This is a genomic window from Ensifer adhaerens (assembly GCF_000697965.2).
Classification (GTDB): Bacteria; Pseudomonadota; Alphaproteobacteria; order Rhizobiales; family Rhizobiaceae; genus Ensifer; species Ensifer adhaerens.
The window spans coordinates 3425946-3452918 of the sequence record NZ_CP015880.1; the positions used below are offsets into that span (position 1 = coordinate 3425946).

At 63.9% G+C, this 26973-nt stretch carries 27 protein-coding genes and 1 tRNA gene; 16 read left to right on the plus strand and 12 right to left on the minus strand.

Annotated elements, in window-relative coordinates; all coding sequences use genetic code 11:
- Nucleotides 1-42: 42 nt before the first annotated feature.
- Genes FA04_RS16660 through tsaD form a run of 5 tightly spaced genes read right to left on the minus strand, consistent with a single transcriptional unit; the run spans nucleotide 43 to nucleotide 3662 of the window.
- Nucleotides 43-702: a class I SAM-dependent methyltransferase gene (locus tag FA04_RS16660; protein ID WP_034802582.1), complete on the minus strand. Its 660-nt coding sequence runs from the start codon at nucleotides 700-702 to the stop codon at nucleotides 43-45.
- 48 nt (nucleotides 703-750) lie between these two features.
- A complete protein-coding gene (locus FA04_RS16665; RefSeq protein ID WP_034802584.1) occupies nucleotides 751-1182 on the minus strand; it encodes an EVE domain-containing protein in 432 nt (143 codons plus the stop codon).
- A gap of 7 nt (nucleotides 1183-1189) precedes the next feature.
- Complete coding sequence (locus FA04_RS16670; RefSeq protein ID WP_034802587.1) at nucleotides 1190-1483, minus strand: YciI-like protein; 294 nt, start codon at nucleotides 1481-1483, stop codon at nucleotides 1190-1192.
- A gap of 56 nt (nucleotides 1484-1539) precedes the next feature.
- The gene (locus FA04_RS16675) at nucleotides 1540-2541 is read right to left on the minus strand and encodes an NAD(P)H-dependent glycerol-3-phosphate dehydrogenase (protein WP_034802589.1); all 1002 of its coding nucleotides are present in this window, start codon (nucleotides 2539-2541) and stop codon (nucleotides 1540-1542) included.
- A gap of 26 nt (nucleotides 2542-2567) precedes the next feature.
- Nucleotides 2568-3662, minus strand: a complete 1095-nt coding sequence (gene tsaD, locus FA04_RS16680) for a tRNA (adenosine(37)-N6)-threonylcarbamoyltransferase complex transferase subunit TsaD (RefSeq protein WP_034802592.1) — start codon at nucleotides 3660-3662, stop codon at nucleotides 2568-2570.
- A gap of 74 nt (nucleotides 3663-3736) precedes the next feature.
- Here tsaD and hemC point away from each other — a divergent pair, with 74 nt between their 5' ends.
- The 6 genes from hemC (at nucleotide 3737) to FA04_RS16710 (ending at nucleotide 9676) form a co-directional block, all read left to right on the plus strand.
- Nucleotides 3737-4666 carry a hydroxymethylbilane synthase gene (gene hemC, locus FA04_RS16685; RefSeq protein WP_034802595.1) on the plus strand — a complete coding sequence of 310 codons (930 nt, stop codon included), beginning with the start codon at nucleotides 3737-3739 and terminating at the stop codon, nucleotides 4664-4666.
- A 4-nt stretch (nucleotides 4667-4670) separates the two neighbouring features.
- Entirely contained in the window at nucleotides 4671-5384 is a 714-nt protein-coding gene (locus FA04_RS16690) for a uroporphyrinogen-III synthase (protein WP_034802598.1), read from the plus strand.
- 102 nt (nucleotides 5385-5486) lie between these two features.
- Nucleotides 5487-6767, plus strand: coding sequence for a COG4223 family protein (locus tag FA04_RS16695; protein WP_034802600.1), 1281 nt, complete (start codon nucleotides 5487-5489; stop codon nucleotides 6765-6767).
- An 11-nt stretch (nucleotides 6768-6778) separates the two neighbouring features.
- A complete protein-coding gene (locus FA04_RS16700) occupies nucleotides 6779-8425 on the plus strand; it encodes a heme biosynthesis protein HemY (protein WP_034802602.1) in 1647 nt (548 codons plus the stop codon).
- Between the two features lie 26 nt (nucleotides 8426-8451).
- On the plus strand, nucleotides 8452-8934 hold the full coding sequence (locus FA04_RS16705; RefSeq protein ID WP_034802604.1) for a tellurite resistance TerB family protein: 483 nt from the start codon (nucleotides 8452-8454) through the stop codon (nucleotides 8932-8934).
- Nucleotide 8935: 1 nt separating this feature from the next.
- Nucleotides 8936-9676, plus strand: coding sequence for a glutamine amidotransferase (locus FA04_RS16710; protein WP_370689573.1), 741 nt, complete (start codon nucleotides 8936-8938; stop codon nucleotides 9674-9676).
- 21 nt (nucleotides 9677-9697) lie between these two features.
- Here FA04_RS16710 and FA04_RS16715 read toward each other — a convergent pair whose 3' ends face one another.
- Nucleotides 9698-10939, minus strand: a complete 1242-nt coding sequence (locus FA04_RS16715; protein ID WP_034802606.1) for an MFS transporter — start codon at nucleotides 10937-10939, stop codon at nucleotides 9698-9700.
- A 237-nt stretch (nucleotides 10940-11176) separates the two neighbouring features.
- On the opposite strand from FA04_RS16715, the gene FA04_RS16720 reads away from it, so the two are divergent.
- Together FA04_RS16720 and FA04_RS16725 are read left to right on the plus strand one after the other, a co-directional pair.
- Nucleotides 11177-11470 (plus strand): YggT family protein, encoded by a 294-nt coding sequence (locus FA04_RS16720; RefSeq protein WP_089044330.1) that lies wholly within the window; start codon nucleotides 11177-11179, stop codon nucleotides 11468-11470.
- 21 nt (nucleotides 11471-11491) lie between these two features.
- Complete coding sequence (locus tag FA04_RS16725) at nucleotides 11492-11809, plus strand: DUF167 domain-containing protein (RefSeq protein ID WP_034802611.1); 318 nt, start codon at nucleotides 11492-11494, stop codon at nucleotides 11807-11809.
- Nucleotides 11810-11812: 3 nt separating this feature from the next.
- Here the strand turns inward: FA04_RS16725 and ppa are convergent, their stop codons facing one another.
- The gene (gene ppa / locus FA04_RS16730; protein ID WP_034802613.1) at nucleotides 11813-12346 is read right to left on the minus strand and encodes an inorganic diphosphatase; all 534 of its coding nucleotides are present in this window, start codon (nucleotides 12344-12346) and stop codon (nucleotides 11813-11815) included.
- Nucleotides 12347-12506: 160 nt separating this feature from the next.
- Between ppa and FA04_RS16735 the strand changes: the two genes are divergently transcribed.
- Complete coding sequence (locus tag FA04_RS16735) at nucleotides 12507-13106, plus strand: hypothetical protein (RefSeq protein WP_034802616.1); 600 nt, start codon at nucleotides 12507-12509, stop codon at nucleotides 13104-13106.
- A gap of 33 nt (nucleotides 13107-13139) precedes the next feature.
- Here FA04_RS16735 and FA04_RS16740 read toward each other — a convergent pair whose 3' ends face one another.
- The 3 genes from FA04_RS16740 to FA04_RS16750 form a co-directional block, all read right to left on the minus strand.
- A complete protein-coding gene (locus FA04_RS16740) occupies nucleotides 13140-13646 on the minus strand; it encodes a GNAT family N-acetyltransferase (RefSeq protein ID WP_034802619.1) in 507 nt (168 codons plus the stop codon).
- A gap of 208 nt (nucleotides 13647-13854) precedes the next feature.
- Nucleotides 13855-15681, minus strand: coding sequence for a translational GTPase TypA (gene typA, locus FA04_RS16745; protein WP_034802622.1), 1827 nt, complete (start codon nucleotides 15679-15681; stop codon nucleotides 13855-13857).
- Nucleotides 15682-15882: 201 nt separating this feature from the next.
- The gene (locus tag FA04_RS16750) at nucleotides 15883-17448 is read right to left on the minus strand and encodes an alkaline phosphatase D family protein (RefSeq protein WP_034802625.1); all 1566 of its coding nucleotides are present in this window, start codon (nucleotides 17446-17448) and stop codon (nucleotides 15883-15885) included.
- Nucleotides 17449-17711: 263 nt separating this feature from the next.
- On the opposite strand from FA04_RS16750, the gene FA04_RS16755 reads away from it, so the two are divergent.
- Complete coding sequence (locus FA04_RS16755; RefSeq protein WP_034803099.1) at nucleotides 17712-19022, plus strand: amidase; 1311 nt, start codon at nucleotides 17712-17714, stop codon at nucleotides 19020-19022.
- Nucleotides 19023-19495: 473 nt separating this feature from the next.
- On the opposite strand, the gene FA04_RS35670 is transcribed toward FA04_RS16755, so the two are convergent.
- On the minus strand, nucleotides 19496-19657 hold the full coding sequence (locus tag FA04_RS35670) for a hypothetical protein (protein WP_089044398.1): 162 nt from the start codon (nucleotides 19655-19657) through the stop codon (nucleotides 19496-19498).
- A gap of 241 nt (nucleotides 19658-19898) precedes the next feature.
- On the opposite strand from FA04_RS35670, the gene FA04_RS16765 reads away from it, so the two are divergent.
- The 6 genes from FA04_RS16765 (at nucleotide 19899) to FA04_RS16790 (ending at nucleotide 26168) form a co-directional block, all read left to right on the plus strand.
- The gene (locus FA04_RS16765; protein WP_034803102.1) at nucleotides 19899-20402 is read left to right on the plus strand and encodes a hypothetical protein; all 504 of its coding nucleotides are present in this window, start codon (nucleotides 19899-19901) and stop codon (nucleotides 20400-20402) included.
- Between the two features lie 148 nt (nucleotides 20403-20550).
- Nucleotides 20551-21696, plus strand: coding sequence for a PspA/IM30 family protein (locus FA04_RS16770; RefSeq protein ID WP_234798715.1), 1146 nt, complete (start codon nucleotides 20551-20553; stop codon nucleotides 21694-21696).
- Between the two features lie 5 nt (nucleotides 21697-21701).
- Nucleotides 21702-22331, plus strand: a complete 630-nt coding sequence (locus FA04_RS16775; protein ID WP_034802632.1) for an OB-fold-containig protein — start codon at nucleotides 21702-21704, stop codon at nucleotides 22329-22331.
- A gap of 33 nt (nucleotides 22332-22364) precedes the next feature.
- Nucleotides 22365-24041, plus strand: a complete 1677-nt coding sequence (locus tag FA04_RS16780) for a flotillin family protein (protein ID WP_034802635.1) — start codon at nucleotides 22365-22367, stop codon at nucleotides 24039-24041.
- Nucleotides 24042-24471: 430 nt separating this feature from the next.
- Nucleotides 24472-25578, plus strand: a complete 1107-nt coding sequence (locus tag FA04_RS16785; RefSeq protein WP_167550703.1) for a DUF937 domain-containing protein — start codon at nucleotides 24472-24474, stop codon at nucleotides 25576-25578.
- Between the two features lie 92 nt (nucleotides 25579-25670).
- Nucleotides 25671-26168 carry a hypothetical protein gene (locus tag FA04_RS16790; protein WP_034802641.1) on the plus strand — a complete coding sequence of 166 codons (498 nt, stop codon included), beginning with the start codon at nucleotides 25671-25673 and terminating at the stop codon, nucleotides 26166-26168.
- Between the two features lie 430 nt (nucleotides 26169-26598).
- On the opposite strand, the gene FA04_RS16795 is transcribed toward FA04_RS16790, so the two are convergent.
- A tRNA-Ser gene (locus FA04_RS16795) sits at nucleotides 26599-26688 on the minus strand.
- Between the last annotated feature and the right edge of the window lie 285 nt (nucleotides 26689-26973).

A 26973-nucleotide genomic window follows, 5' to 3' on the forward strand; every position in this document is an offset into this window, starting at 1 on the left:
CGGCTTCGATGATCGGGCGCATCGTCGGAAGTGCAGGCATCGTCAATTGCAGGAGGTGGTGCCGAAGCGCCAGACGGTGGTGCGCTTGACCTCGCTGTCCTCCAGCGCCCGGGTGACGGGAACCTCGTAGGTGGCAAGCGCCGTCATCATCTCGCGCGGGCAATAGGAACGTCCGGGATCGCCGACGATCACCGAGGCGCCGTTCGCGGCAAGTCCCGAAAACCACGGTTTCAACCGGTCGGCAAAAGCCTTGTCGTAGAAGACGTCGCCGGCGAGATAGACCTCGGCTTCAAGATCGCGGCCAGTGATGTCCTCGCCGGTATAGGAAAGCGTGACCCCGTTGAGTGCGGCATTGAGCCGGACGGCCGTTTCCGCCCAGGGGTCGATATCGGCGGCCAGCACCGATACTGCACCCGCCTTCATCGCCGCGATCGCCACCAGACCCGAACCGGAGGCAAAGTCGACGACACGGCGGCCGCGCACAGCTTCGGGGTGATCGAGGATGTAGCGGGCGAGCCCCTGCCCGCCGGCCCAGGCGAAGGCCCAGAACGGCGGCGGCAGGCCGATCTCCTGCAGCTCTTCCTCGGTCTTCAGCCAGAGCTCATGCGCTTCGGTCGCCAGATGCAGACGGATCTCCGGCACATGCGGCGGCGTGAGCACATCGGTGTTTTCGAGGATGAAGCTTTCCGGATCGGTCTTCACAAAACTCTCCGCGCCTGCCCGAGCGTCCCGGACAGGCGGAAAACAAGACTAGCGCGGCGGATTGTCGAGCCCGCCCATGCGGCAGACCTCGAGCCATTCGTCCTCGGTCACCGGCTGCACCGACAGGCGCATGGAGGTGACGAGCGACATCTTGGCGAGCTTCGGATTGTCCTTGATCTCCTTCAGCGTCACCGGCCGCGGCATGTCGGCAACCGCGCGGATATCGACGCAGTCCCAGCGGGCGTCACCCTCGGCAGTCGAATCCGGATGCGACAGCGCGCAGACCTCGGCGATGCCGACGATCTCAAGCCCTTCGTTCGAGTGGTAGAAGAAGCCCTTGTCGCCGATCTGCATCGCCCGCATGTTGTTGCGCGCCTGATAGTTGCGCACGCCGGTCCATTCGGTGCCCTTGGCGCCGGCATCCTTCTGCATCTGCCAGGACCATTTGAACGGTTCGGATTTGTAGAGCCAATGCGCCATCTTGGTCTCAAGCCTCCGGATTGTTGAAGACCCAGTTGAAGGCCTTGATCTCGACATTGGAAAAGAGCCCGGCCTTGGCATAGGGATCGGCTTCGGCGATCGCACGCGCCTCGTCGATCGTCTCTGCCTTGACGAGCACCAGGCTACCGGTCGGCTTGCCGTCGTCGCCGAGGAACGGACCGGCCATCTTCAAAATGCCCTTGGCGTTAAGATCGTTGAGATAGGCGACGTGATCAGGGCGGGTATCGAGCCGAAGCTGCAGCGCGCCTGGCTTGTCGGTACAATGAAGTGCGAAGAGCATGCTTCCTCCTAGAGTTTTCGTTGGTGCGGGATGCGGGCGGAAGATCGCCGCTCCCTTCATTCCTGAGTGATCGGGCGGGTCATCAACTGTTCGAGCGCGGTGCGGACATCGAGCTTGCCGTCGATGATCGCCGCCACCGCTTCGGTGATCGGCATTTCGACGCCGAGATCATGGGCAACGCGGGCAGCAACCGATGCGGCGAACGCGCCTTCGACCAGTTCGCCCTTGCGTCCGCTGGCGCGACCATCCTTGCCGAGCGCGATGCCGAAACGCAGGTTGCGCGACTGGTGGCTGGTCGCCGTCAACACCAGATCGCCAAGGCCGGAGAGACCGCGCACAGTATCGGCCTCGCCGCCCTCGGCAGCAATGAAGCGCGACATCTCCGCAAGGCCACGCGAGATCAGCGCGGCACGGGCGCTGTCGCCAAGGCCTGCGCCCTCGACGATGCCACAGGCGATCGCCAGCACATTCTTCAGCGCGCCGCCGAGCTGCACGCCGATGCGATCCTGCGAGGGATAGAGCCGGAAGGTCGGACCCGAGAGCACCTCGGCCAGCATCGTCGCCGTCTGACCATCGGCCGCGGCGACCACCATAGCCGTCGGTAGGCCCTTGGCGATATCGGCGGCGAAACCCGGACCGGAGAGCACGCCGACCGCATGGCCGGGCAGCTCCTCCGCCAGCACGTCGGTCAGCAACCGTCCCGTCGCCTGCTCCATACCCTTGGCGCAGGTGACGATCGTGGCAGCCGCATTGATATGAGGACCATACTGTCTCGCCGCATCCCTATGCGCCTGCGACGGCATCACGAAGAGCACGACCTCGGCATCGGCAAGAACCGAGACATCGGCCGTATGTTTCAGCGCCGGCGGCAGGTCGATGCCCGGCAGGGCGTCCTCATTGCGGCCGGTGTCGCGGCAGGATTCGGCAATCTCCGGACGACGGGCAAGCAGCGTCACGTCGCTGCCTTCGGTCGAGGCGGCAACCGCGGCGAGCGCGGTGCCAAAGGCGCCTGCGCCGACCACGACGATCTTCGGCCCGTTCTTGGAAATGTCGCTCATGCTCTATCCGTATGCTTTAGATCTTGTCACGCCTTGGCGCCGCGTTTGCCCGAACCGAGCAGCGCCTGCGCCTGGGCGTCGAGCGGCCAGCGCGAGCGCGGCGCGACATCGAGGCCGTCGGCCGCCATGCCTGCCGCCAGCCGCTCGGCACCGGCCCAGGCGATCATTGCCGCGTTGTCCGTGCAGAGCGAAAGCGGCGGCGCGATGAAGTCGAAACCGGACTGCGCGCACAAGGCCTGCAGCGTCGAGCGCAGCACCTGATTGGCGGCGACACCGCCGGCAACCACCAGCGCCGGGCGCGCCACACTGCCATGCTCCGCCTTGAAGCGCTTCAGGCCGCGCCCGACCCGATCCTTGAGCGTGCGGGAAATCGCCCGCTGGAACGAGGCGCAGATATCGGCGATGTCCTGCTCCGTTACCGGCTCCAGCGATTGCGCCACCTGGCGCACCGCCGTCTTCAATCCCGAAAAGGAAAAATCGAGCCTGGCGTCACCGACGAGCGGTCGCGGAAAATCGAAACGCTGCGGATCGCCGGCAAGTGCTGCCCGCTCGACCGCCGGACCACCCGGATACGGGAGGCCGAGCAGCTTGGCCGTTTTGTCGAAGGCTTCGCCGAGCGCATCGTCGATCGTCGTGCCCCAGCGTTCGTATTCGCCGACGCCCTTGACGAGGATCAGTTGCGTGTGACCGCCGGAAACGAGCAGCATCAGATAGGGAAAGGAGAGCCCATCGGTCAGCCGCGCGGTCAGCGCGTGGCCTTCGAGGTGATTGACGGCATAGAGTGGCTTGCCGGTTGCGCGCGCGATCGCCTTGCCGGTCATCAGCCCGACGATCAGGCCGCCGATCAGACCGGGACCACTTGTCGCAGCAATGGCGTCGATGTCGGAAAGCGTGACGCCGGCCCTGAGCAGCGCTTCCTCGATCAGCGTGTCGAGCGCCTCCACATGGGCGCGCGCCGCGATCTCCGGAACCACGCCGCCATAGGCGCTGTGCTCTTCCAGCTGGCTTAAGACCACGTCGCCGAGGATATGGCCCTTACCGCCGGAATCGCGCAAAATGACGGAAGCGGCGGTTTCGTCGCAGCTTGTTTCTATGCCGAGGATGCGCAGGGGCGGAGACATCGGGAACTACTCAAAGATTGCGGTCGCACCGAAAGGTGGGTACACGGAACTCCGGTAACAATGGATAGCCTTTGATGCAAACAAAACCTTTCCGGATCGGCACGCGCGGCAGCCCGCTGGCGCTCGCTCAAGCCCATGAAACGCGCGATCGCCTCGCAGCGGCGCATGGTCTGGCGCCGGAAATGTTCGAGGTCGTCATCCTCTCGACCAAGGGCGACCGGATCACCGACCGCTCGCTCGCCGAGATCGGCGGCAAGGGCCTGTTCACCGAAGAGATCGAGCAACAATTGCTGTCGGGCGAACTCGATTTCGCTGTGCATTCGTCCAAGGACATGCCGACGAAACTGCCTGACGGCCTCTGTCTTTCCGCCTTCCTGCCGCGTGAGGACATTCGAGATGCCTTCATCGGTCGGACGGCAAAAAAACTGCTGGAACTGCCGCAGGGCGTGACGGTCGGCTCGTCGTCGCTGCGCCGCCAGGCGCTGATCCGCCGGCTGCGTCCGGATATCAATGTCATCACCTATCGCGGCCAGGTGGAAACACGGCTGAGAAAGCTCGCCGAGGGCCAGGTCGATGCCACACTGCTTGCCTATGCGGGCCTCAAGCGTCTCGGCATGACCGACGTTCCGACCGAACTGCTCGACCCCCAGGAATTCCCGCCGGCGCCGGCCCAAGGCGCGATCTGCATCGAGAGCCGCATCGGCGACAGCCGCATCAACGACCTGCTCGCAGCCATCGACGATCCCCGCACCCATGAGGCAGTCGCCTGCGAGCGTGGCTTCCTCGCGACGCTCGACGGCTCGTGCCGCACGCCGATCGCCGGTCTCGCCACCTCGGACGGCACCCATCTCAGCTTTTCCGGCATGATCCTCACGCCCGACGGCCAGACCCATCACCGGGTTACGATCGAGGGCAGGGCCACCGACGCCGAAGCGCTTGGGCAAAAGGCCGGCGAAGAGATCCGCGCCAAGGCCGGCCCCGGCTTCTTTGCAAGCTGGACTTAAAGCCATGCGCGTGCTCGTCACCCGGCCGCTTCCCGCCGCCGAGGCGACGGTACGCCGGCTGGAAGCCGCCGGCCACCGGCCGATCCTGCTGCCCCTGATGCAGGCGACACATCTTGCTGCCGTCTCCGTTGCCGCGCTTGAAGTGCCGCATGCGGCGATCGTGCTCACCAGCGCCGAAGCCATTCGGATGCTCGTATCGTCAGATGCAGACCTGTCACAGCATCTGGCGACCCCGTGCTTCTGCGTGGGCGCCGCCACGGCGCAAGCAGCAGCCGGGCTCGGTTTCTCCGATCTGCGCATAGCGGAGGGTACCGGCCAGTCCCTGGCGGAACTGATCGGCGCGACCATCGACACGCTGCCGCCACTTCCCCTGCTCTATCTGGCAGGAACGCCGCGCTCCGAAGGGCTGGAAAAGGGGCTGAGACAACGCGGCATAGAGCACCGGACGGTCGAGTGCTACCGCATGGAGCCGATCGCCCATTCGCGCGCCGCGATCGAAGATCTGCGGCGGAGCAGCCGTCCCGACGCCGTGCTTTTATACTCGCGAGAGACCGCGCGACAGTTCGTTCGCCTGCTTTCCGAAGCCGGTGTCGATGCTGCTTCCTTTGCGCCGCGCTACCTCTGCCTCAGCCCCGTGGTGGCCGAGGCGCTGCCGGGTAACGTCGTGGCGGAGACCGCCGCAAGGCCCGATGAAGACAGCCTTTTCAGTCTTCTCTAACATCGAATTCATCCAAAAACGGAACGGAGGGGCTTTCCCTCACCGTTCCGGCTGACTAGGTTTGAAGGAAGAGCCGACAGGCACTAACGGTAAGAGGTCACCATGGTATCGGAAAACCCGCCGCGCCGCTCGAAGTCCGAGAAGGAACCGCTGACGATCGACCTCGAAGCGGAGAAAACCGTTGCGGAACCGGCCGGCCCGGAAGCAACCGGCGAGACGCTGGCAGACGCTGCGGCCGAGAACACAGCGCACAAAGCCGAGACGGATGAGCCGATAAGGGACACCAGCGACGACAGCGCCGCCGGATCCCGCCTGGACGAAGAAATCGAGGAGCAGCGCGCCGATGCCGCCGCCGACGCGGCCGCGGCCGTCTTCGCCGAAGAGCCGCCGCATGTGGCCCGCGAGCCCGAACCGGCACCGCCGCAGAAGCCGGTATCGAACTCCGGTGCGCTCGCAGCCGGCATCGTCGGCGGTCTCGTGACGCTGCTCGGCTTCGGCGGCCTGCAATATGCCGGCATCGTGCCTGGACTTGGGCCGACCCGCGGCGTCGAGCAGAACATTTCCGGCGAACTGCAGGCCCTGCGCGACCAGATCGCGGCGCTGCCCACCCCCGCAGCCGTCGTCGACAACACCGCACTCGAAGGTCGTATCGCCGCGCTCGAACAGTCGGCCTCCCAACCGGCTGCGAGCGGCGCGCCGAGCGCCGAGGTCGAGACGCTGAAGGCGGAAGTCGACAATCTCACCAAGGAGCTTGCAGGCCTGAAGACGGCGCTCGCCGATGCGCAGCAGTCGGCAACCGCCGAGAAGGCGGAACTGACGAGCCGCATCGAGACCGCCGAGCAGAAGCTCAACGAGCCGGTCAACGATATCCAGATGGCGAAAGCCGTTGCGGTCACTGCACTGAAGTCGGCGATCGATCGCGGCGGGCCTTTCCTCGCCGAACTCGACGCGCTGCGCAGCATCGCGCCGGATGAACAGGCCGTCGCCGCGCTCGCCCAGGATGCCCAGGTCGGCGTGCCGACCCGCACGGATCTGCGCCGCGAGTTCCCGAAAACCGCCGACGCCATGCTCGACGCTCTCAACCAGCCCGACCCGAACGAGGGTATCTTCGACCGGCTAGTGTCCAGCGCCATGTCCGGCATTCGCGTGCGTCCCGTCGGCAGCGTCGAGGGTGAAACGCCCGAAGCCGTCATCGCCCGGATCGAGGACAAGCTGAACAATGGCGACCTCAAGGGCGCCGCTCTGGAATGGAATGGTCTGCCCGACACCGCCAAGCCGGCGGGCGAGGCTTTCAAGGCCAAGCTCGACCAGCGTTTGCGGGTCGAAGCCGCGATCGATGCCGCCGTCGCTGCGACGATGGCAAAACCAGGCACGGAAGGCTGAGGGAACCAGATATGATCCGCATTCTGATTTTCATCCTGATCGTGCTTGGTCTCGGCCTCGGCTTCGCCTGGCTCGCCGACCGGCCGGGTGAACTCTCGGTCGTCTGGCAGGGCCAGTTGATCGAGATGAGCCTGATGCGCGCGGCATCGCTGCTGATCTCGCTGATTGCCGCGGTGCTGATCGTCGTCTGGCTGGTGCGCACCATCTGGCTTTCGCCGCACACGGTCACCCGCTATTTCCGCGCCCGCAAGCGCGACCGCGGCTACCAGGCGCTGTCGACCGGCCTGATCGCCGCCGGCGCCGGTGACGCCAATCTTGCCCGCAAGATGACCGCCCGCACCCGCGGCCTGATCAGCGCCGACCAGGAACCGCTGATCCACCTGCTCGAAGCCCAGACCGCACTGATCGAAGGCAAGTACGACGACGCCCGCCGCAAGTTCGAGCTGATGGCCGACGATCCGGAGACGCGCGAACTCGGGCTTCGCGGCCTTTATCTCGAGGCCAAGCGGCTCGGCGCCCACGAGGCCGCGCGGCAATATGCCGAGCGCGCCGCCGAAAAGGCGCCGCACCTGCCCTGGGCAGCGCTTGCAACCCTCGACAGCCAGAGCCAGGCCGGTCAATGGGACGATGCCCTGCGTCTGCTCGACCAGAGCCGCATCGCCCACGTGGTCGATCGCAAGGAAGCCGATCGCAAGAAGGCAGTGCTGCTGACGGCGCGCGCAATGACGAAGCTCGAGGGCGACGTGAAAGGTGCACGGGACGATGCGCTTGCCGCGCTGAAGCTCGACGAACATCTCGTGCCGGCGGCGCTGACGGCCGCCAAGGCGCTGTTTCGCGAGGACAACCTGCGCAAGGGCACCTCGATCCTGGAGAAGAACTGGAAGCACGAGCCGCATCCGGACGTGGCCCGGCTCTACGTGCGCGCCCGCGGCGGCGACACTGCGGTCGACCGGTTGAAACGGGCGCGCAAGCTCGAAGCCTTGAAGCCCAACAATGCCGTGGCGATGGCTGCCGTCGCCGAAGCCGCACTCGAAGCGCGCGAACTGCTTCTGGCTCGCACCAAGGCGGAAGCCGCCGCCCGGCTCGACCCGACCGAGAGCATCTTCCTGCTGCTTGCCGACATCGAAGAGGCCGACACCGGCGACGAGGGCCGCATCCGTCACTGGATGGCGCAGGCGCTGAAGAGCCCGCGCGATCCGGCCTGGACCGCCGACGGCGTGACCTCGCCGACCTGGCTGCCGGTCTCGCCGGTGAGCGGCCGGCTCGATGCCTTCGAATGGAAAGCCCCGCCGCATACGCTTTCGGCCACCGTCGACCACGACCAGTCGAACGCCGACGAGGCGATCCGCAGCCTGCCCGCCGTGGTGGAGGCGCATGTGCACCAGCCCGCACCCGCGGCCCGGCGCAGCGAGACGCCCGTGATCCTCGAGGCCGAGCGCGAGGAGCCGCGTCCGGCACCGCAGCCGATCAAGGTCGCCGAGCGCAAGGCGCCGGAACCGGTTGCCGACAAGCCTCCGGTCAAGGCGGAGAAGGAAGAGGGCGCGAATGGCGAGCACAGGCCCGATCCCTTCTTCGGCCGCCCGCCGGATGACCCCGGCGTGCGCGATCCGGCCGCTGGCGAGAAGGCGCCGGAAAAGACGACTTTCCGATTGTTCTGAGTTCTCAAGGGGCTGTGGCAAAATACATGTTTGAACGCTTACGGACGTTTCTCGATGGTCTGACCGGCCCGGCGAAGCGCATAGAGCATGGCGATCCGCGCGTGGCGGTCATCGCTCTCTGTTTCCAGGTGATGGAGGCCGACGGCCGGATCCTCGCGTCCGAGCGGCGCAAGATGCGCAAGGTCATCAAGGAGCATTACAAGCTCGACGATGCCTCGCTCTCCGCTTTGATCGAAGCCGGCGAGACTGCCGAGAGCGAGGCGATCGACTTCTACCAATTCACTGCCGAGCTCAAGCGTCACCTCTCCGAGGAGCAACGCGTCGAACTCGTCGGCATGCTCTGGGACGTTGTCTATGCCGATGGCGAGCGCAGTGAGATGGAAGATCACGTGATCTGGCGTATTGCCGATCTGCTCGGCGTTTCCGGTCGCGACCGGGTGTTGCAGCGCCAGGAGGCGGCGGCCAGAAGCGACACGGTCGAGAAAGCCGAGTCACAACAGGATAACTGAAATGCCGATGCCCGACGACAGCGCCCGAAAACCCGTCCTGATCATCCTGCATCAGGAGCGATCGAGCGCCGGCCGCGTCGGCCAGATACTCGAGCAGAAGGGTTTTGGGCTCGACATCCGTCGTCCGGCGCTCGGCGACGATCTGCCGGAAACGCTGGAACGGCACAGCGGCACGATCGTCTTCGGCGGTCCGATGAGCGCCAACGACGAGGAAGAGTTCGTCCGCCGCGAGATCGACTGGCTTTCCGTGCCACTCAAGGAAAACAAGCCCTATCTCGGCATCTGCCTCGGCGCGCAGATGCTCGCGCGCAACCTCGGCGGCTCGGTGGCACCCCATCACGAAGGCATGACCGAGATCGGCTGGTATCCGCTGGTTGCGACCGAAGCGGGCAAGGCGCTGATGGACTGGCCGGCCATGGTCTACCATTTCCACCGCGAGGGCTTCGACCTGCCTTCCGGCGCCGAGCTGCTCGCAACCGGCGACACCTATCCCAACCAGGCCTTCCGCTACGGTGACAATGCCTGGGGCATCCAGTTCCACGGCGAACTCACTCGCGCGATGATGCATCGCTGGGTGGTGCACGGCGCCCATCGCTTCGAGATGCCCGGTGCCCAGGTGGGCAAGGCCCATCTCGACGGCCGCATGCAGCACGACGGGCCGTTGCGCACCTGGATGGAGAACTTCCTGGAACTGATCTTCCTGCGCGATGAACGGCCGGGAGAAAAGGCGGAAAGCGCGTAACGTGCTGTCCGCTCGCACCGCTTACTTGTGGTGATCGGGCACGTCGAGCGTATCGATCTTGCGCAATTGCGGAAAGCCAAGCGCCCAAAGCCCTGAGACGAGCAGCGTGCCCATGCCACCGAAGACGACGGCAAAGACCCCGCCGAAGCCGGACGCCATCATGCCGGCGCGGAATTCGCCAAGTTCGTTCGACGCGCCGATGAAGACCATGTTGACGGCGTTGACCCGGCCGCGCAGTTCGTCCGGCGTCCAGAGCGTGATCAGCGTCTCGCGCACATAGACCGAGACCATGTCGGCAGCACCCATGACGACGAGGGCCGCGATCGAGACCCAGGGGGTCGCTGAAAGGCCGAAGATAACGGTGCCGAGACCGAAGAGCGCCACGCCGATGAACATGTAGAAACCGGCGCGATGGCGGATCGGGTGCGCCGCCAGCCAGACCGCCATGGCAACGGCGCCGACACCCGGGGCCGCGCGCAACAGGCCGAGCCCCCAGGGGCCGAGGTCGAGGATATCGCGGGCAAAGACCGGCATCAGCGCCACGGCGCCGCCGAGCAGCACTGCAAAAAGGTCGAGCGATATGGCGCCGAGCACCACCTTCTCCGCCTTGATGTAGCGAAAGCCGGCGGTGATCGTCTGCCAGCTTTGCGCCGAGGCCTGGGTGCGCGTCGCCGGCTTCGGAATGGCAAAGACCATGAATGCGGAGGCGAGGAAGAAGCAGAAGCCGATGGCATAAGGAAAGACCGCGCCAAGCGCGTAGATGAGACCACCCGCGACCGGGCCGACGATCATCGCGATCTGCCAGGAGGTGGAGTTCCAGGCGATCGCGTTGGGCAGATCTTCCGGCGGCACCAGGTTTGGCGCCAGCGATTGCGACGCGGGTGCAAGGAATGCACGCTCGATGCCGAAGACCACGAGAACCGCATAAACCGGCCACGGCGAAAACAGCCCGGTAACTGTCAGCGCGAGCAGCGCCGCTGCGCAAAGCGTGCTGACCACCATGCAGACGCCCATGATCATGCGCCGGTTGTAGCGGTCGGCCACGGATCCTGTGACGAGGATCAGCACCAGCGATGGCAGGAACTGGAAAAGGCCGATCAAGCCAAGATCGAAGGGATCGCGCGTCAGATCGTAGATCTGCCAGCCGACGGCGACAGAGATGATCTGGATCGCGAAATAGGCGAGGAAGCGCGAGAAGAAGTAGCGACGATAGCCGACATGCCGAAACGCGGCAAAACGATGCGAGGCATGGACGGCGGACATGAGGAAGTCGCTCCTGAAGCGGGTCGCGCAAAACTGGGTCGCGGTTTTGCGATAACGACAAGTGAAACGTCAATATTCAAAAGGCAGGCAGCGCATCTGAAGGATCGCGACATGCTCTCGTCGGCACCGACTGTCGAGCGGCCACACGTTAAACATGATCGCGCCCGATAAACCGGCGTACTTGCTCGTTTAGGTCTCAATGTCTACATGTCTGTCAATAACGATTTGGAGACCGGCATGCTTGCTGTTATCGGCACCTTGAACTTCATCATCAACATCGCGTGGTTTCTGGTCATCGCGTCGGCCATCTTTTCCTGGCTCTACGCGTTCAATGTCATCAACGTGAACAACCAGGCGATCAACATGATCGGCCGCTCGCTTTACCAGTTGACCGAGCCGCTCTACCGCCCGATCCGCCGCATCCTGCCCGACATGGGCGGCGTCGACCTTTCGCCGCTGGTCGTTCTGGTAATCCTCTATTTCATCCAGCTTTTCCTGAACACGACGATCGCGCCGGCCTTGCTGGGCTGACGACGGCCGGCCAGGTGCAGGGTGAGTAGCACGGCCTTCACCGCGCATGGCGACCATGTTCGCCTGACGGTGCGCCTGACGCCGAACGGCGGCCGTGATGCCATCGACGGGCTGGAAGCGGCTGCTGATGGCGAAGAATATCTGAAAGTGCGCGTCCGCGCGGTCCCGGAGAAAGGCAAGGCCAATCAGGCACTGCTTGCCTTTCTTGCCAAGACGCTCGGGCTTGCCAAGAGCAAGCTCTCCCTCATCTCAGGCGAAACGCAGCGCAAAAAAATCCTCCGGATCGAGAGCGACCCGGAGGAGCTGATGAAACGCCTTGCCGAACTGGCCGGCAGATAAAGCTTACTTGGCGCCCTTGGCGCGCTCGACGGCTTCCTTGATCAGCTGGCGGGCGGTGGAAGCATCCTTCCAGCCGTAGATCTTCACCCACTTGCCGGGCTCCAGATCCTTGTAGTGCTCGAAGAAGTGCTCGATCTGCTTCAGCGTGATTTCCGGCAGGTCGGTGTACTCGTGAACCTTGTCGTATCGCTGCGTCAGGTGACCCGACGGAACGGCGATGATCTTCTCGTCCTGGCCGGAATTGTCTTCCATCATCATCACGCCGATCGGGCGCACATTGATGACGCAGCCCGGAACCAGCGGACGGGTGTTGCAGATCAAAACGTCGATCGGATCGCCATCGTCCGAGAGCGTATGCGGCACGAAGCCGTAGTTGCCCGGATAGGTCATCGGCGTATAGAGGAAGCGGTCGACGACCAGCGTGCCGGCTTCCTTGTCCATCTCGTACTTGATCGGATGGCCGCCGACGGGAACCTCAACGATCACGTTGACATCTTCTGGTGGATTCTTTCCGATGGAAATCGCGTCGATGCGCATGGATCTACTCCAGGGTCGGTTTGAGAAGTTTGCCCGTCGGATAAAGGGAAACATGCCGCGATGCAACATAACTTTCGTCCGTAGCGCAGATTCAACCGGTCGTTTTGCGCCTGCCCATCGACCTCTACAGGTCTGCCAATCGCGTTTGAGGGAGTTTTGTATGAACGGAAGGGTTGCATGCCTGGCGCTGGTGCTTTTGTCCGCCGGCCCCGTCTTGGCCAATGAGAGCGTCTATACCGACATCGGCCGCGACAAGTGCAAGACGATCGCCGAAGAAGAGGGCATGTACGCGTTGATGACTTGCCCTGGTCATGCGGACTATCCCGTTCGCTTCAAGGAAGCCGACATCCGCCAGAGTGTCTCGTTCGGTCACCTGAACCAGCGCTATGCCGACGACGCTTTCGAGAGTTTCATTCCATTCAACCACGCCGGCACGACCGTGGAGTGGCGGGTTGCCAAGGATGGCAAGGCCGTAGCGACGATCCTGCGCTGGTTCATCGAGAACACGGACGAGTCCGGCGCTTCGGTTCCTGCACTTCAGGGGCAGGTGCTCGTCATTTCCAAGGTGGCCGAGAAGGATGACGGCAAGGGCTGCGTCGCCGGCTATGTCGATGCGCTTGCCAATCCCGATCCGAATGCGTTCGCCCGCAAGATCGCCGACGAGGTGGCACCGACCTTCCGCTGCGGCGTCGACAAGCCCGCCTATCACGGCACGCGGGGCGACAAGGCGGCCGATCCCAACAACGAACTGCCTGAGTAAGTCTTTGATTTCAGTGTCGCGGAGGCGTCGGGCCTAGTTCCAGGCGAAGCCGACCTTCTTCAGGTGCTTGTCGCCGAAATCTTCCATGCCTTCGGCGATATCGGTGCCGCCGGCACCCTGGAAGAACTGGTAGGCATGCTCGCTGTCTTCGAGGCACCAGACGACGAGGCCACGGCAGCCGAGCGAACGCAGCAGGCTCTTGGCCTCGCCGAAGAGAATGCGCCCGAGGCCGATGCCCTGGTATTCCGGCCTCAGGTAGATCTCGTAGATCTCGCCTTCCTGCGGCAGGGCCTTGGCGCGGCTGAGGCCGAGCGTTGCGTAGCCGGCGATGGTTCCGGCGACGTCGACGACGAGCAGCGTGGCAGGACCGCGGGTCGCCTTGCGCCACCAGGTCTCGTCACGGCGATTGACCATCTGAACGAGCGGACGATGGGGAATGAGACCGCCATAGGTCTGCAGCCACGAAACGCGGTGCACATCGGCAATTGCCGACGCTTCCTGCGGCTCTCCGGGCCGAATCTCTATCGAAACAGTCTTCATGACTCGCGACTCTAAACACACACAAGGCGAACAGGAATCCCGCCCGGTTGCCAGCCTGCGTTAACCCACAGGCAACTTTAACGGCACCCAATGGAAGGTTAACGCCTTTTTAACTTTATCCGCAAGTCGCCCATCGGTGGCACACACAGCAAAAAACCCCGGATCGCTCCGGGGTTTTTCTGAAAGTCGTAGGATCGATCAGGATCGATCAGGCAGCGCCAGCCGTGCGGGCCTTTTCGAAGCGCTTGCGATCGTTCGGGTCGAGGTGCAGCTTGCGCAGACGGATCGACTTCGGCGTCACTTCGACCAGCTCGTCGTCCTGGATCCAGGAGAGCGCGCGCTCGAGCGTCATGCGGATCGGCGGCGTCAGGCGAACAGCTTCGTCCTTGCCGGCAGCGCGCATGTTGGTGAGCTTCTTGCCCTTGAGCACGTTCACTTCCAGATCGTTGTCGCGGGTGTGGATGCCGATGATCATGCCGGCATAGACCTTCTCGCCGGCGTCGATGATCATCGGGCCGCGGTCTTCCAGGTTGAACATCGCGTAGGCAACCGATTCACCGGCGTCGTTCGAAAGCAGAACGCCGTTGACGCGACCACCGATCTCGCCCTTGTAGGGCTGGTAGGCGTGGAACAGGCGGTTCATGATCGCCGTGCCGCGGGTGTCGGTCAAAAGTTCCGACTGGTAGCCGATGAGGCCGCGGGTCGGAGCGAAGAACACCAGACGGACGCGATTGCCGCCAGACGGACGCAGTTCGACCATCTCGGCCTTGCGCTCGGACATCTTCTGCACGACGACGCCCGAATGCTCTTCGTCGACGTCGATCACGACTTCTTCGATCGGCTCGAGCATCTGGCCGTTGTCATCCTTGTGCATGACAACGCGCGGACGCGAAACGGCAAGCTCGAAGCCTTCACGACGCATGGTTTCGATGAGAACCGCAAGCTGCAGTTCGCCGCGGCCCGATACGAAGAAGGAGTCCTTTTCCGAGGATTCTTCGATCTTCAGCGCAACGTTGCCTTCGGCTTCCTTGAACAGGCGGTCGCGGATGACGCGGCTCGTGACCTTGTCGCCTTCGGTGCCGGCAAGCGGGCTGTCGTTGACGATGAAGGACATGGTGACGGTCGGCGGGTCGATCGGCTGCGCAGTCAGCGCTTCGGCGACCGACGGATCGCAGAAGGTGTCGGCGACGGTGCCCTTGGTAAGGCCGGCAATCGCAACGATGTCGCCTGCCTGCGCTTCTTCGATCGGCTGACGCTCGATGCCGCGGAAGGCGAGGATCTTCGAGATACGGCCGGTTTCAAGCAGCTTGCCATCCTGGCCGAGAACCTTGACGGCCTGGTTCGGCTTGACGGTGCCCGAGTGAACGCGACCGGTGATGATGCGGCCGAGGAAGGGGTTGGCTTCGAGGATCGTGCCGATCATACGGAACGGGCCTTCGGCAACCGTCGGCTCCGGCACGTGCTGCAGCACCAGGTCGAGCAGCGGCGCCATACCCTGGTCCTTCGGACCTTCCGGGTTGACGTTCATCCAGCCATCGCGGCCCGAACCGTAGAGGATCGGGAAGTCGAGCTGCTCGTCGGAGGCGTCGAGGTTGGCGAAGAGGTCGAAGACTTCGTTGATGACTTCTTCGTGGCGACCGTCCGGACGGTCGATCTTGTTGATCGCCACGATCGGCTTCAAGCCGACCTTCAGCGCCTTGCCGACAACGAACTTCGTCTGCGGCATCGGGCCTTCGGAAGCGTCGACGAGAACGATGGCGCCGTCCACCATCGACAGGATGCGCTCGACTTCACCGCCGAAGTCGGCGTGGCCAGGGGTGTCGACGATGTTGATGCGCACGCCCTTCCACTCGACCGAAGTCGCCTTGGCGAGGATGGTGATGCCGCGTTCTTTTTCGATGTCGTTGGAGTCCATGACGCGTTCGGCAACGCGCTGGTTTTCGCGGAACGAGCCCGACTGCTTCAGGAGCTCGTCAACAAGGGTCGTTTTCCCATGGTCGACGTGCGCGATAATCGCGATGTTACGAATGCTCATTTTTCGTCTCGGAAGGTTCAGGGCAAGCCCCGATGGGCCACGCCGCTTTTTCAATGGTCGCGCTCATACAGGTTTTTTTGCGATTGCGAAAGGGGGGCGCGCGCATGAGCGTCGTGTTCAAATGCCGGTAGGCCATGGGTTTGCACTCGTCAGGGGTCTCGCGAACGCCGTTTGCAAAGCTGTTGGCCGCGACCGAATTCCTCATGCAATTGCGGCCGGATCGAGCGTCACGCGCCAGAGTTCCTGGTCCTGCCGGTCCATCAGCCGCACCGTCATCTGCTGCGTCTGGCCGTTGATATCGACGATGCCGAAAAACTGCAGACCAGCTGATGGCGGCAGGTTCTGGTCGATGCCGCCGCCGGATGCCTTGATGAAGCGAACCTCCGGCCCGAAGGTCATGTCGAGGTCCTTCGGCCCATAGGTGCCGGAATGCAGTGGACCGGACACGAACTCCCAGAACGGCGTGAAATCCTTGAATGCGCCGCGCCCCGGATCGTAGTGATGCGCGGCGGTGTAGTGCACGTCCGCCGTCAGCCAGACGAGGTTGTCGATGCCGTTGTCGCGGACGAAGCGCAGGAGATCGGCAAATTCGCGTTCGCGCCCCGCGGGCGGACCGTTGTCGCCGTTGGCGATCGCGTCCGAGCCGCGCCGGTTGGTGTAATCGTCCCAGACGACGAGACCGATCGGCATGTCGCAGGCGATCACCTTCCAGGTGGCCCGCGAGGCAGCAAGTTCGCGCTTAAGCCAGTCGACCTGCCGCCAGCCGAACAGGGCGCCGCCGCCGTCTTCTCCCTGGTTGGCGCCGCGATAGGATCTGAGGTCAACGAAGAACACGTCGAGCAACGGACCATAGCCGATCTTGCGGAAGATGCGGCCGGGCTGCGTTGCCGGCATGCGGATCGGCGTCATCTCGTTGAACGCCCGCGCCGCCCGCTCCGCATAGACGGCAACATCCTTTTCCGGATAGCGCGCGTCGTCGCGCAGGTCGGTCGAGGCCGACCAGTTGTTCAGCACCTCGTGGTCGTCCCATTGATAGAAAGTGGGGCACACGGCGTTGAGTTGCCGCACATGCTCGTCGAGCAGATTGTATTTCCATTGCCCGCGATATTCTTCCAGCGTCCGCGCCACGTCGCGCTTCTCATGCGTCACCACGCGGTTCTTCCAGACACCGCCATCACGTAGCGCTATCTCGTCAGGGATCGGGTTATCGGCATAGATCGTGTCACCGGAATGAATGAAGAAGTCCGGCTCGTGCTGGCGCATGGTCGAATAGGTCTTCATGCCGACATCATCAATGCCCCAGCCCTGCCCGGCCGTGTCGCCAGACCAGACGAAGCGGATCGAGCGCTTGCGCAAGGGCGCGGTGCGAAACCGGCCGGTGACCGGCGCGGAGACGCGGTTGACGTCGTAGAGATCCGTGGCGGTGAAGCGGTAGAAGATATCCTGGTCCGGCAGCAGCCCGTCGAGCGAACATTTGATCGCGCAATCCGTCTGCGGCGTCGCCGTCAGATCGGAAAGGCGAAGGGGGTTAGAGAAGCTCTCGGTGGTCGAGTATTCGACCGACACCTTCGACGGGCGATCCACCCGTGTCCAGATCATGCCGGAGGACGTATCGACATCGCCCGATTGCACGCCGTGAATGAATTCCGGCCGGCCGTAGCCGCGTGCATAAAAGGGTGTCGCAAGACCGGATGAGGCCACGAAGCCCGCGGCACCGGCGGAAAGCAGGAAAGAACGCCTCGAAAGCGTCTTGAGGATATCGGCCAAACAGACCTCCGATTCGGCAGCGCCACCGCGCGTGCCGGACCTTTGGTCATCTGGGTGTCAGCGACGTAACAGGCGCATGAAACTATTTGAACGGTTTGGCGACAGTTCGGTGAAGGCCGGAGCTGGCCGCGGCGACAATGGGACGATGGCAAACGCCGCCAATGCTGTTATCAAAGGCGATCAGCGTTGGCCTTGGTGAATCCGGGCAACGAACCCGCCTCCTGCCCCCGTTCGGTGGCCACACAAATCGACAGGTGATCATCGTGTCCCATGCCGCCAACGTCTCCGTCCGCGACCGCCTGGAACAGATCCTGAGCCGGCTCAACAATCGTCGGCACGAGGAAAAGGCTTTTGTCCGGCTCTACGAAGAGCGCGCGCGGAGCGAGGCAGACGCGGCCGACCACCGCCGGCGGGCGGGGGACAGCCTTGGGCCGCTCGACGGCAAGATCGTTTCAATCAAGGACCTGTTGGATATCGCCGGCGAACCGACGCTTGCCGGCTCCATCATCCGCCGCGACGCGCCGCCGGCCCAAAAAGACGCGCTCGTTGTCCAGCGGCTGCGTGCTGCCGGTGCGGTCATTATCGGCAAGACGCATATGACCGAATTCGCGTTTACGGCCGTCGGGCTCAATCCGCACTACCCCGTGCCCGGAAACGCCACCGACGAAAGCCTGATCCCCGGCGGTTCATCCTCGGGCGCTGGCGTGTCGGCAGCAGAAGGCACCTGTGACATTGCCATCGGTTCAGATACCGGTGGCTCGATCCGCATCCCCGCGGCGCTGAACGGCATCGTCGGCTTCAAGCCGACGGCGAACCGCATCCCGCTCGATGGCGCCTTTCCGCTCTCGCCGGTTCTGGATTCGCTCGGACCGCTCGCCCGGACCGCGGCCGATTGTGCAGCGACCGATGCTGTGATGGCCGGCGAGCAGCCAAGGCCGCTTGTCGCCCGTCCTGTCGCAGATCTTCGTATCGGCATCCCCCGTGGCAGGCTGTTTGAAGACCTCTCCCCCGAAGTCGCCGACGCCTTTGCGGCAAGCCTCGACCGACTGGCCAAAGCGGGTGCCAAGATCGTCGACTGCACCATCGATGACTTGATCGAGAAGCTCGGCCAAGCGACGCGGATCGGCTCGATTGCGGGCCTGGAGGCAAGCCGTATCCACGCCGGATGGCTGGGTGATGCGGCCGTCCCAGTCGACGAAAGGGTCAAGTTCTCGCTTCGCCGCCGCCTTTTGGTGCCCGACGCGACGATCTCGGCCCTGCTGCAAACCCGGCATGCGCTCGCTGCCGCCATGGACGAGCGGCTCTCGCCCTACGATCTCATCGCACTGCCGACGACGCCGATTGCGGCCGTGTCCATCGCAAGCGTCGACACCGACGCGGCGGAATACGACCGCGTGGAGAGCCTGCTGCTGCGCAACTGCCAGGTCGCCAACCAGTTCGATCTCGCCGCTATCACCCTGCCGATGCCGGGCCTTGTGCGGCCGGCCGGACTGATGCTGGTTGGGAGAAACGGAACCGATGCGACCGTACTGGCGTCAGCCCTTTCAGCCGAGGCGCTGCTTCAGGAAGCTTGAACGGCGCGCCCGATGGTCATCGAATGAAACACCAGCCTGCAAGCAGTCCGGTTCGGCAGTCGTCGTCGAAGGACATCAAGCGGGCATGGATCCCGTTGAAATCGGAACTCCGCAACGCCTTGTTCTCTACGGCCAATTGCTCGCGCCTTGATGCGCCAAGCATGCCGAGCGATGTGCGCGCCGATTTTGCGACAGCGATATGCGATGAAGCAGACTTGATCTGCGACGCGCTTTAGCGTGAGCGCTTCGAGGCCTGAAGGATCAGCCAGACCGGTACGCCGATGACCGTATGCCAGATAGAAAATGTCATGCTTGTGCGTCTCCCCTAGCGCAAGCGATACGTGGCCGCGAACTCTCCCGACATCCGACGCGTCGCCGATTGAAACCCGGTCAGAACAGGACATCCCTGATTCGATTCGCAACCGATGGTGGATTACGTTCGAAAAATAGTTCGTGGAGGAGACGCGCTCCGCTCAATGCATCGTTTCGCCGGAGATCTCGTCACGGAGGATGCGGAAGGCATCTTCAAGCGCGGCGACCAAGACATCGGTCAGTTCGTCGCCGTCATTGTTCGCGAGATAGAGGGCAACCATCGTGTCGGATGGGTCGCGGTAATGCTCGATATCGTTTGACATATCATTGTCCTTCATTCGCCGTGTCACATCCCGGCCATTGAGGTGACTATAGGCGAAGGGACTTGCGTAAAGCTGGATGCATGACATCAGGCGAAGGGCACAGCACGCAGCGTCGCGTTATTCTCCATGCGCTCCCTAACGGGGTCGACCGACAAAGGATAGAGGATAGCGACCTATTTCGCTCGCGCCGGGCGCACGAGCACGCTAGAGCATGTCGCCGACGAACGACGCGGGAATGAGCATGTCGAAGAAAACCAAGAGCGACGAAACCGCGGACGTGCAGCGCCTGAAACTCGATTTTCCCGACATCCATGCGGATCTGATCGCCGGCCGCATCCCGTCGCTACGCAAGGCGCTTATCGCGGCAGGGCTTAAGGACGAGCGCACGCGCCTCGACAAGCTCAAGAATTCCTGGACCAAGGCAAGCCCCACCGAGCGTGAAACGTTCCTCAAGTGGCTGAGCAGCAATGGCGGCCCGGACGGGCTTGCCCCACACGCTCATATCGATCCGCCGCTCGCAGCGCCCCCCGCGATTGCCAGCGGTCGCTACCTGCTCCCCGAAACGATCGCCGAAATCCGCACGATCATGAATCGCCGCCGGATGCGGGCGAACGACATCATGGCCGAGATGGGATTTGCCGGCGACGACCTGTCCCTCACCCGCGCCCTGTCCAAGGGCGCAAGCCTGCGGCTCTCGGTGATTGCCGCGCTGGAAACCTGGTTGCGCAACAACGCGGCGGAGTGAACCCGCCGGACAATCGTCCGCTTTCAACGCGCCCCTCTTCCGCCCGCTGCAACCCGCATTGCCGGCGCGCGACCGTTGCGCGCGTTCAGCAGAAGAAAATTGCAACTTAAACCTGAGCCAATCCTTGAAAGCACGAAAGTGGTGCTTTATGTTATTGCTCATGGCTCAGGGCAACCACACGTCGATCTTGTACTACGATCTCGCGCCGGACGCGGAGGCCAGACGTGCGCTGGAAGAAACCTTCGTTGCCTACGGCGACATGCTGGCGATGCTCGATGAACTCGCCGGCGAAAAGGCGGGCGCCAATCTCGTAACGTTGCATGAACTTGCCTACGAAACGGTCCGGGAGCGCACCGGGCTTCCGGCGCGCATGGTCACGCTTGGACTGCGTGACTTCGCGGCAAACCGCGGACAGCAGGCCAATGCCGAAAGGCTGCCGCTGGACGACAAGCTTTTCGCAATCAAGGGACCGTCGGATCTGACCGTCGCCACCGTGCGTGGTCGCGTCGCGATCCCATACGACGTCGCCGGCTATTCGCCGGGCACTCTGAATATCTTCGCCGCCCAGCTCGTTGCACAGCACGGCGGCTATCAGATCCACATTGGCGTCACCACGCATTCCGACCGAACGGAGAAGAAAATGATGACGAATGAAGGCATCCTATCCCGTATGGGCCGCTTGATCGCCGGTCTCGCCAATGCCGCCGTCGACAAGGCGGAAGGCAGCAACAAGATCGTGATCGTCGAACAGGCACTCCGCGAAATCGACGCGGCGGCTGAAGAGGCCCGGGTCGATATCGGCCAGGCACGCGCCGAGGAGTATCGCATCCTCAGCCGCCGCGACGAAATCGGCGCCGATCTCGAAAAGCTGGACGAAAAGATCAGCACCGCCATCTCTGCCGCCCGGGAAGACCTTGCCAAGGCCGGCGTCGCCCGCCAGATCGACCTGGAATCGCAGCTCGCCGCCCTGGACAAGGCGCTCGCCGGCGCCCGCACCGATCTCGAAGAGGGCCAGCAGGCGCTGCAGGCGGTGCTTGCCACCCGCCGCGAGGCCGAGGCGCGGCTCGCCGATCTCAAGCGCAGCATCGCCCAGTTCCCCGAGAGCAAGGTTTCGGGCCTGGCGAAGCCCAGCCCGGTGGACGGTGCCGCCCGCGCCGCTGCCGCCGTCTCCCGCGCCACGGGCGTACCGGGCGGAGAACACGGCAACAGCGCCGAGCTGGACGAACTCGACCGCCTGCATCGCGATCGGGCGATCGACGCGAGACTGGCCGCACTCAAGGCAAAGCAGCACTGACGCCGATGCTGTTCTTCCTCGCCCCGGAATCCCTACCCTTCGCGGTTGCGGCGGTGATGTTGGCCGCCTTCACCGGCATCGAGCTCCTCTGCCTGCTGCTCGGCTTCTCACTGGGTGAGGCGATCGACAAGGCCTGGCTGGACGACCACAACGCATTGGGCGGGCTGATGTCCTGGTTCAATGTCGGCGGCGTACCGCTGCTCGTGCTGCTGATGCTTTTCCTCGGCCTCTTCGCGATGATCGGTTTTGTCATCCAGGCGGTGGCCGGGGCCCTGTGGGTGCCGCTGCCTGCCCTTGTCGCGGCGCTACCGGCACTCGCCGTCTCGCTGCCCGCAGTTCGGATGTCGAGCCGATGGGTGGCAAAGATCGTGCCGCGTGACGAAAGCTATGCCGTCGATCTCGGCGATTTCGTCGGCCGCAGCGGCGAAGTCACCGTCGGCCCACTGGACCAGGGCCTGCCGGGACGCATCCGCCTCAAGGATCGCCACGGCAACTGGCATGTGCTGCGCGCGCGCGCCGCCCGCAACGAGCAACCGATCGCCATCGGCGCGCAGGTGCTCGTCGTCGATCGCGTTTCCAACATTTTCATTGCGATATCGGCGCCGGCAGACCTGCTGACGCCGCCCAATCCTTAAAATTCCCACGTCTTAAAGTCTCACGGAGCAACCATGTTTTATGAACTCTTGGTGCCGGCCGGCATCGGCATCGTCCTGATCCTCGGCATCGGCTTTGTTCTTGCATCGCTCTATACCCGCTCGAGCCGCGACGAAGCCTATGTGCGCACGGGCCTTGGCGGCCAGAAGGTGGTCCTCGACGGCGGCTCCATCGTGCTGCCGATCTTCCACTCGATCGCCCGCGTCAACCTGAAGACGCTGCGCCTTGAAGTCCGTCGTGGCGAAGGCGACGCGCTGATCACCAAGGACCGCATGCGCGTCGATATCGGCGCGGAATTCTATGTCCGCGTGAAGCCCGATGCCTCCTCGATCGCGCTTGCAGCCCAGACACTCGGCGACCGTACCAACGATGCCGAACAGCTGCGCGTGCTGATCGAGGCCAAGTTCGTCGACGGTCTGCGCTCGGTCGCCGCCACCATGAGCCTCGACGCGCTGCAGGAACAGCGCATGGATTTCGTCAAGGCGGTGCAGGAAGCGGTCGGCGCCGACCTGCAGTCGAACGGTCTCGAACTCGAATCCGTTTCGCTGACCCGTCTCGACCAGACGGATATCAAGCACTTCAACGCCAACAACTTCTTCGACGCGCATGGTCTTGCGGCGCTGACCCGCATTACCGAGGGCCGCAAGAAGGAGCGCAACGAGATCGTGCGCGATACCGAAGTCGCGATCGCCCAGAAGGATCTGGAAGCCCGCCAGCAATCGCTGACGATCGAGCGCACCAAGCGCGAGGCGGAGCTGAACCAGGAACGCGACATCGCCAACAAGTCGGCCGCCACCCGCGCCGAAACCGCGCAGCAGGAACAGGCGGCCAAGCGCGCCGAGGAAGAAGCTCGCATCGCCGCCGAGCAGGCGATCGCCGAACGCGAGGCGCTTGCCAAGCAGGCGCGTGAAAGCGCCAACATCGACGCCACCCGCGCCGTGCAGCAGCGCGACACGGAAGCCCGCCGCGACCTGCAGATCGTTTCGCAGGAAAGCGCCATCGCGGTTGCCAACAAGAGCCGGGAAGAGTCCGAGGCGAAGGCCCAGGCTGAAACCGCCCGCGCGCTCGCCATCGCCGCGGAAGAAAAGGTGGAGACGGCAAAGGCCGTGGAAATCGCCGAACGCGAACGCCAGATCGCCGTCATCGACGCCCGCAAGAACGCCGAAACCGAAGCGACCGCCGTGACCGTCGGCGCCGAAGCCGAAAAGCAGGCGGCCCTCGACCAGGCCGATGCGATCAAGACGCTGGCCACCGCCGAGGCCGACGCCGCGATCATCAAGGCGAAGGGCGTGCTCGAAACCGGCAAGGCCGCAGCCGAGAGCGAGGCGCTGCTCAACGAGGCCCGCAACAAGCTGAGCTCCGCCATCATTGAATTCGAGATCCTGCGCGAACGCATCCGCATCATTCCCGAAGCGCTGGCAGAAGCGGTCAAGCCGATCGAGAAGATCTCCGACATCCGCATCTTCGACACCGGCGGCATGCTCGGCCGCAACGGCGGCGGCGACGGTGCTGCCAACGGCATCGGCCTTGGCGACGGGTTGGCGGGCCAGCTCCTGTCCTACCAGGCCAACAAGCCGATCGTCGACCAACTGCTGAAGGAAGCAGGCTTCAACGGCGAAAATGCGATCTCGTCGCTGCTCGGCAACCTGCAGGCGGCACCGTCGCCGGCGGAGAAATCGCCGAAGAAGTAACGCGAAACCGACGGGATCCCTGGCCTCGCGGCTGGGGATCAGACTATGGGTGCGGGCATCAGGTCAGGCCGGCCCGCGCGTGACCGCAAGCATCCTGCGGCGCTGTCGTCGCGACCCTTAAACCGGCCCTGCGGCCGACGGTCCGCCTGCTTCCCTCCTGCCTCGGCTGCCGGGTCACGGGCCGCTCAACATGCTGGCGCACTAGCGCGCGTGTTCAATGCGCCACGTTCTGCCGTTTCCGCAAGTTGCCGAGAACTGGCCATTTACATCCACAAGTGCTAATATTTTTGGGCCGAAGGTTCCAGAGGAACCCGCCTCGCGACCGACAATCAGATAAACGCGAATTGCTTGCAGCCAATTGCCGCGCCGTCGGACGACCGCTCCATGAGCGCCGTCGATGTCCGACGACATCAACGTGGAGGAAAAGCCAATGGCCAGCAATCTTGTTTCGTATATCGCGCAGATGCTTACCCCTGACATGATCGCACGCATCGCTTCGGCGCTCGGGCTCGACAGCAGCAAGGTGCAGGGCGCCGTCAGCGCCGCCATTCCCGCGGTGCTGGCGGGACTGACGGGTGTCGCCGCGCAACCGGGCGGGGCGCAGAAGATCGCCGATACCGCCAGTCAACAAGGCGGATCGCTCGACAGTCTCATCGGGATGCTTCAGGGAGGCGATCAGGCGACGCTTAGCCAGAACGGGTCACAGATCATTTCGTCAATCTTCGGGGCAAAGGACGGCAGTGCGCTGGCAAGCGCCATCGGCGGGATCTCCGGCATGGACCCGCGGGCGAGCGGTTCGTTGCTGGCGACGCTTGCTCCCCTCGTGCTGGGTGGCCTTGCCCGGCAGAGCGGCGGCGATCTCAGCGCCAATGGCATTGCCGGACTGCTCGCGAGCCAGAAGGACAACATCGCGGCCGCCCTGCCCTCCGGCGCAAGAGAACTGCTTGGCGGAACAGGCTTGCTCGGCGGGCTCGGCGCTTCGGCACAGTCTGCCGCGGCCTCGGCGAGCCAGGTCGCCCGCGACGCCGCGACAGCGGCTTCGTCCGTCGGTGGAGCCGGTCAGCGCGCAGCCGAGGCGGCGACGCCGTCCGGGTCGCGCAACTGGCTCTACTGGGTGATTGCCGTGCTCGCGCTTGCAGCCGTGCTCTTCTATCTGTTCGGCAGACCGAGCGGAGAGGTCGCGCCACAGGCTGGCACGGCGGGGCAAAGCTTGACGGTCGGCGGGGTCGACATCGGCCGGCAGGTCCAGGACAGCATGGCGAGCCTGCAGACAACGCTGACCGGTGTCACGGACGCCGCCTCGGCCACGGCCGCCCTGCCGAAACTGGAGGAGATTTCAGCCGGGCTCGACAAAGTCACGGGCGCCACCGGGCAACTGTCTGCCGAACAGAAGGCAGCCCTTTCCGCGCTCGTCGGGCCGATGATGCCAACGCTCAACGGGCTTTTCGACAAGGTGCTGGCGATACCCGGCGCTTCCGACATCGTGAAACCCGCAATCGATGCATTGAAGACCAAGCTCGCCTCACTGGCGACCTGAAGAACCAGCCCAAGCATGAGCTGCCGGCCCTGCATTCCGCACGGACCGTTGGCGATTGTCATCGACGAAACCGGATAGGAAGGAAGACGGCCATGGCCGACAAATCGACATTCACCCCGGAAGAATGGACGCTGCTCCTGGAGAGCGTGATGATGGCCGGCATTGCCGTGACGGCCGCGGAGCCGAGCGGCCTCTGGGGGATGATGAAGGAAGGCATCGCCAACAGCAGCGCACTTCTGCAGGCAAAAGCCGATGCCGCAGCAAGCCCGCTCGTCAAGGCGCTGGTCGCCGACTTCGAAACCTCGGAGGGCCGGACCGCCGCTCGCGATGGGCTGCAGACGAAACTCAAGGGTGCCAAGCCGGAGGACATGAAGGCCAGGTGCATTGAAACGCTGAATCAGGCCCGGACACTCGTCGAGACCAAGGCGCAGGGTGATGTCGCAGCCTTCAGCACATGGCTATACCAGATCAGCCAGAAGGTGGCGGAAGCCGCCAAGGAAGGCGGCTTCCTGGGCTTCGGCGGCGTCGCTGTCAGCGATGCTGAGAAGGCCACCTTGTCGGAAATTTCCGCGGCGCTGAAAGTCGCCTAGGCAGCTGCGTTTCGCCGCGGAAGCACGAACGTGCCGTCAGCCCGGCCGCCGACGCCCTTGCCCGGTTCGCAACGGCATCGATGGCTATAGTTCGGCAAACCGCAATCGCTGGCGACAACGCCGCGACATCGTTGTCAGATGGGTCACCCTTTGACGCGGCGCACGACCCGCGATCGCCATATCAGGGTGGGCTATCGGAAGCGCCGGATGACCGCTGGCAAGGAGAACGATCGATCGCCCCGCCTCCGACACAACAGGAACGTGCCCGCCCCCATCCTGAAACAGATATCGAGCCTGCTGGCGATTTTGTTTCCTGGACGCCGAAGTCGAGTTGATAGAGACGCGCGTTTAAACAACGAACCCCGGAAGCTTCCGTGAACCGCCCTGAAGTCGGGCTGCTTCGCATAGCACATGGTGGTGAGATAGATTATGGCGGAGAGGGTGGGATTCGAACCCACGGTACGGTTGCCCGTACGCCGCATTTCGAGTGCGGTGCTTTCGACCACTCAGCCACCTCTCCGCTTTGCTGGTCGGCGCTTGTTCGGCGCGGTCGGGTTCATAGCGGCAGATTCGGGTGCTGGCAAGGGCCTTGTTTGAAGAATATGTAACGGCCTCGTTGCTTTCGCCTTGACACGCCTGTGCAAATCCTTGTAATCCGCGCAATGAAGTGGTGTGGCCTAGCTTCACCGCAGCGGGTGTGATTTGCGCCCTTTCACCGGTGGATATCCGAAAAGGAGATCCACTCAACTGTCGACTGAGAAAAAGACGGCCTTGTCTTCGGGCAGAGAGCCGGATCGAACATGAA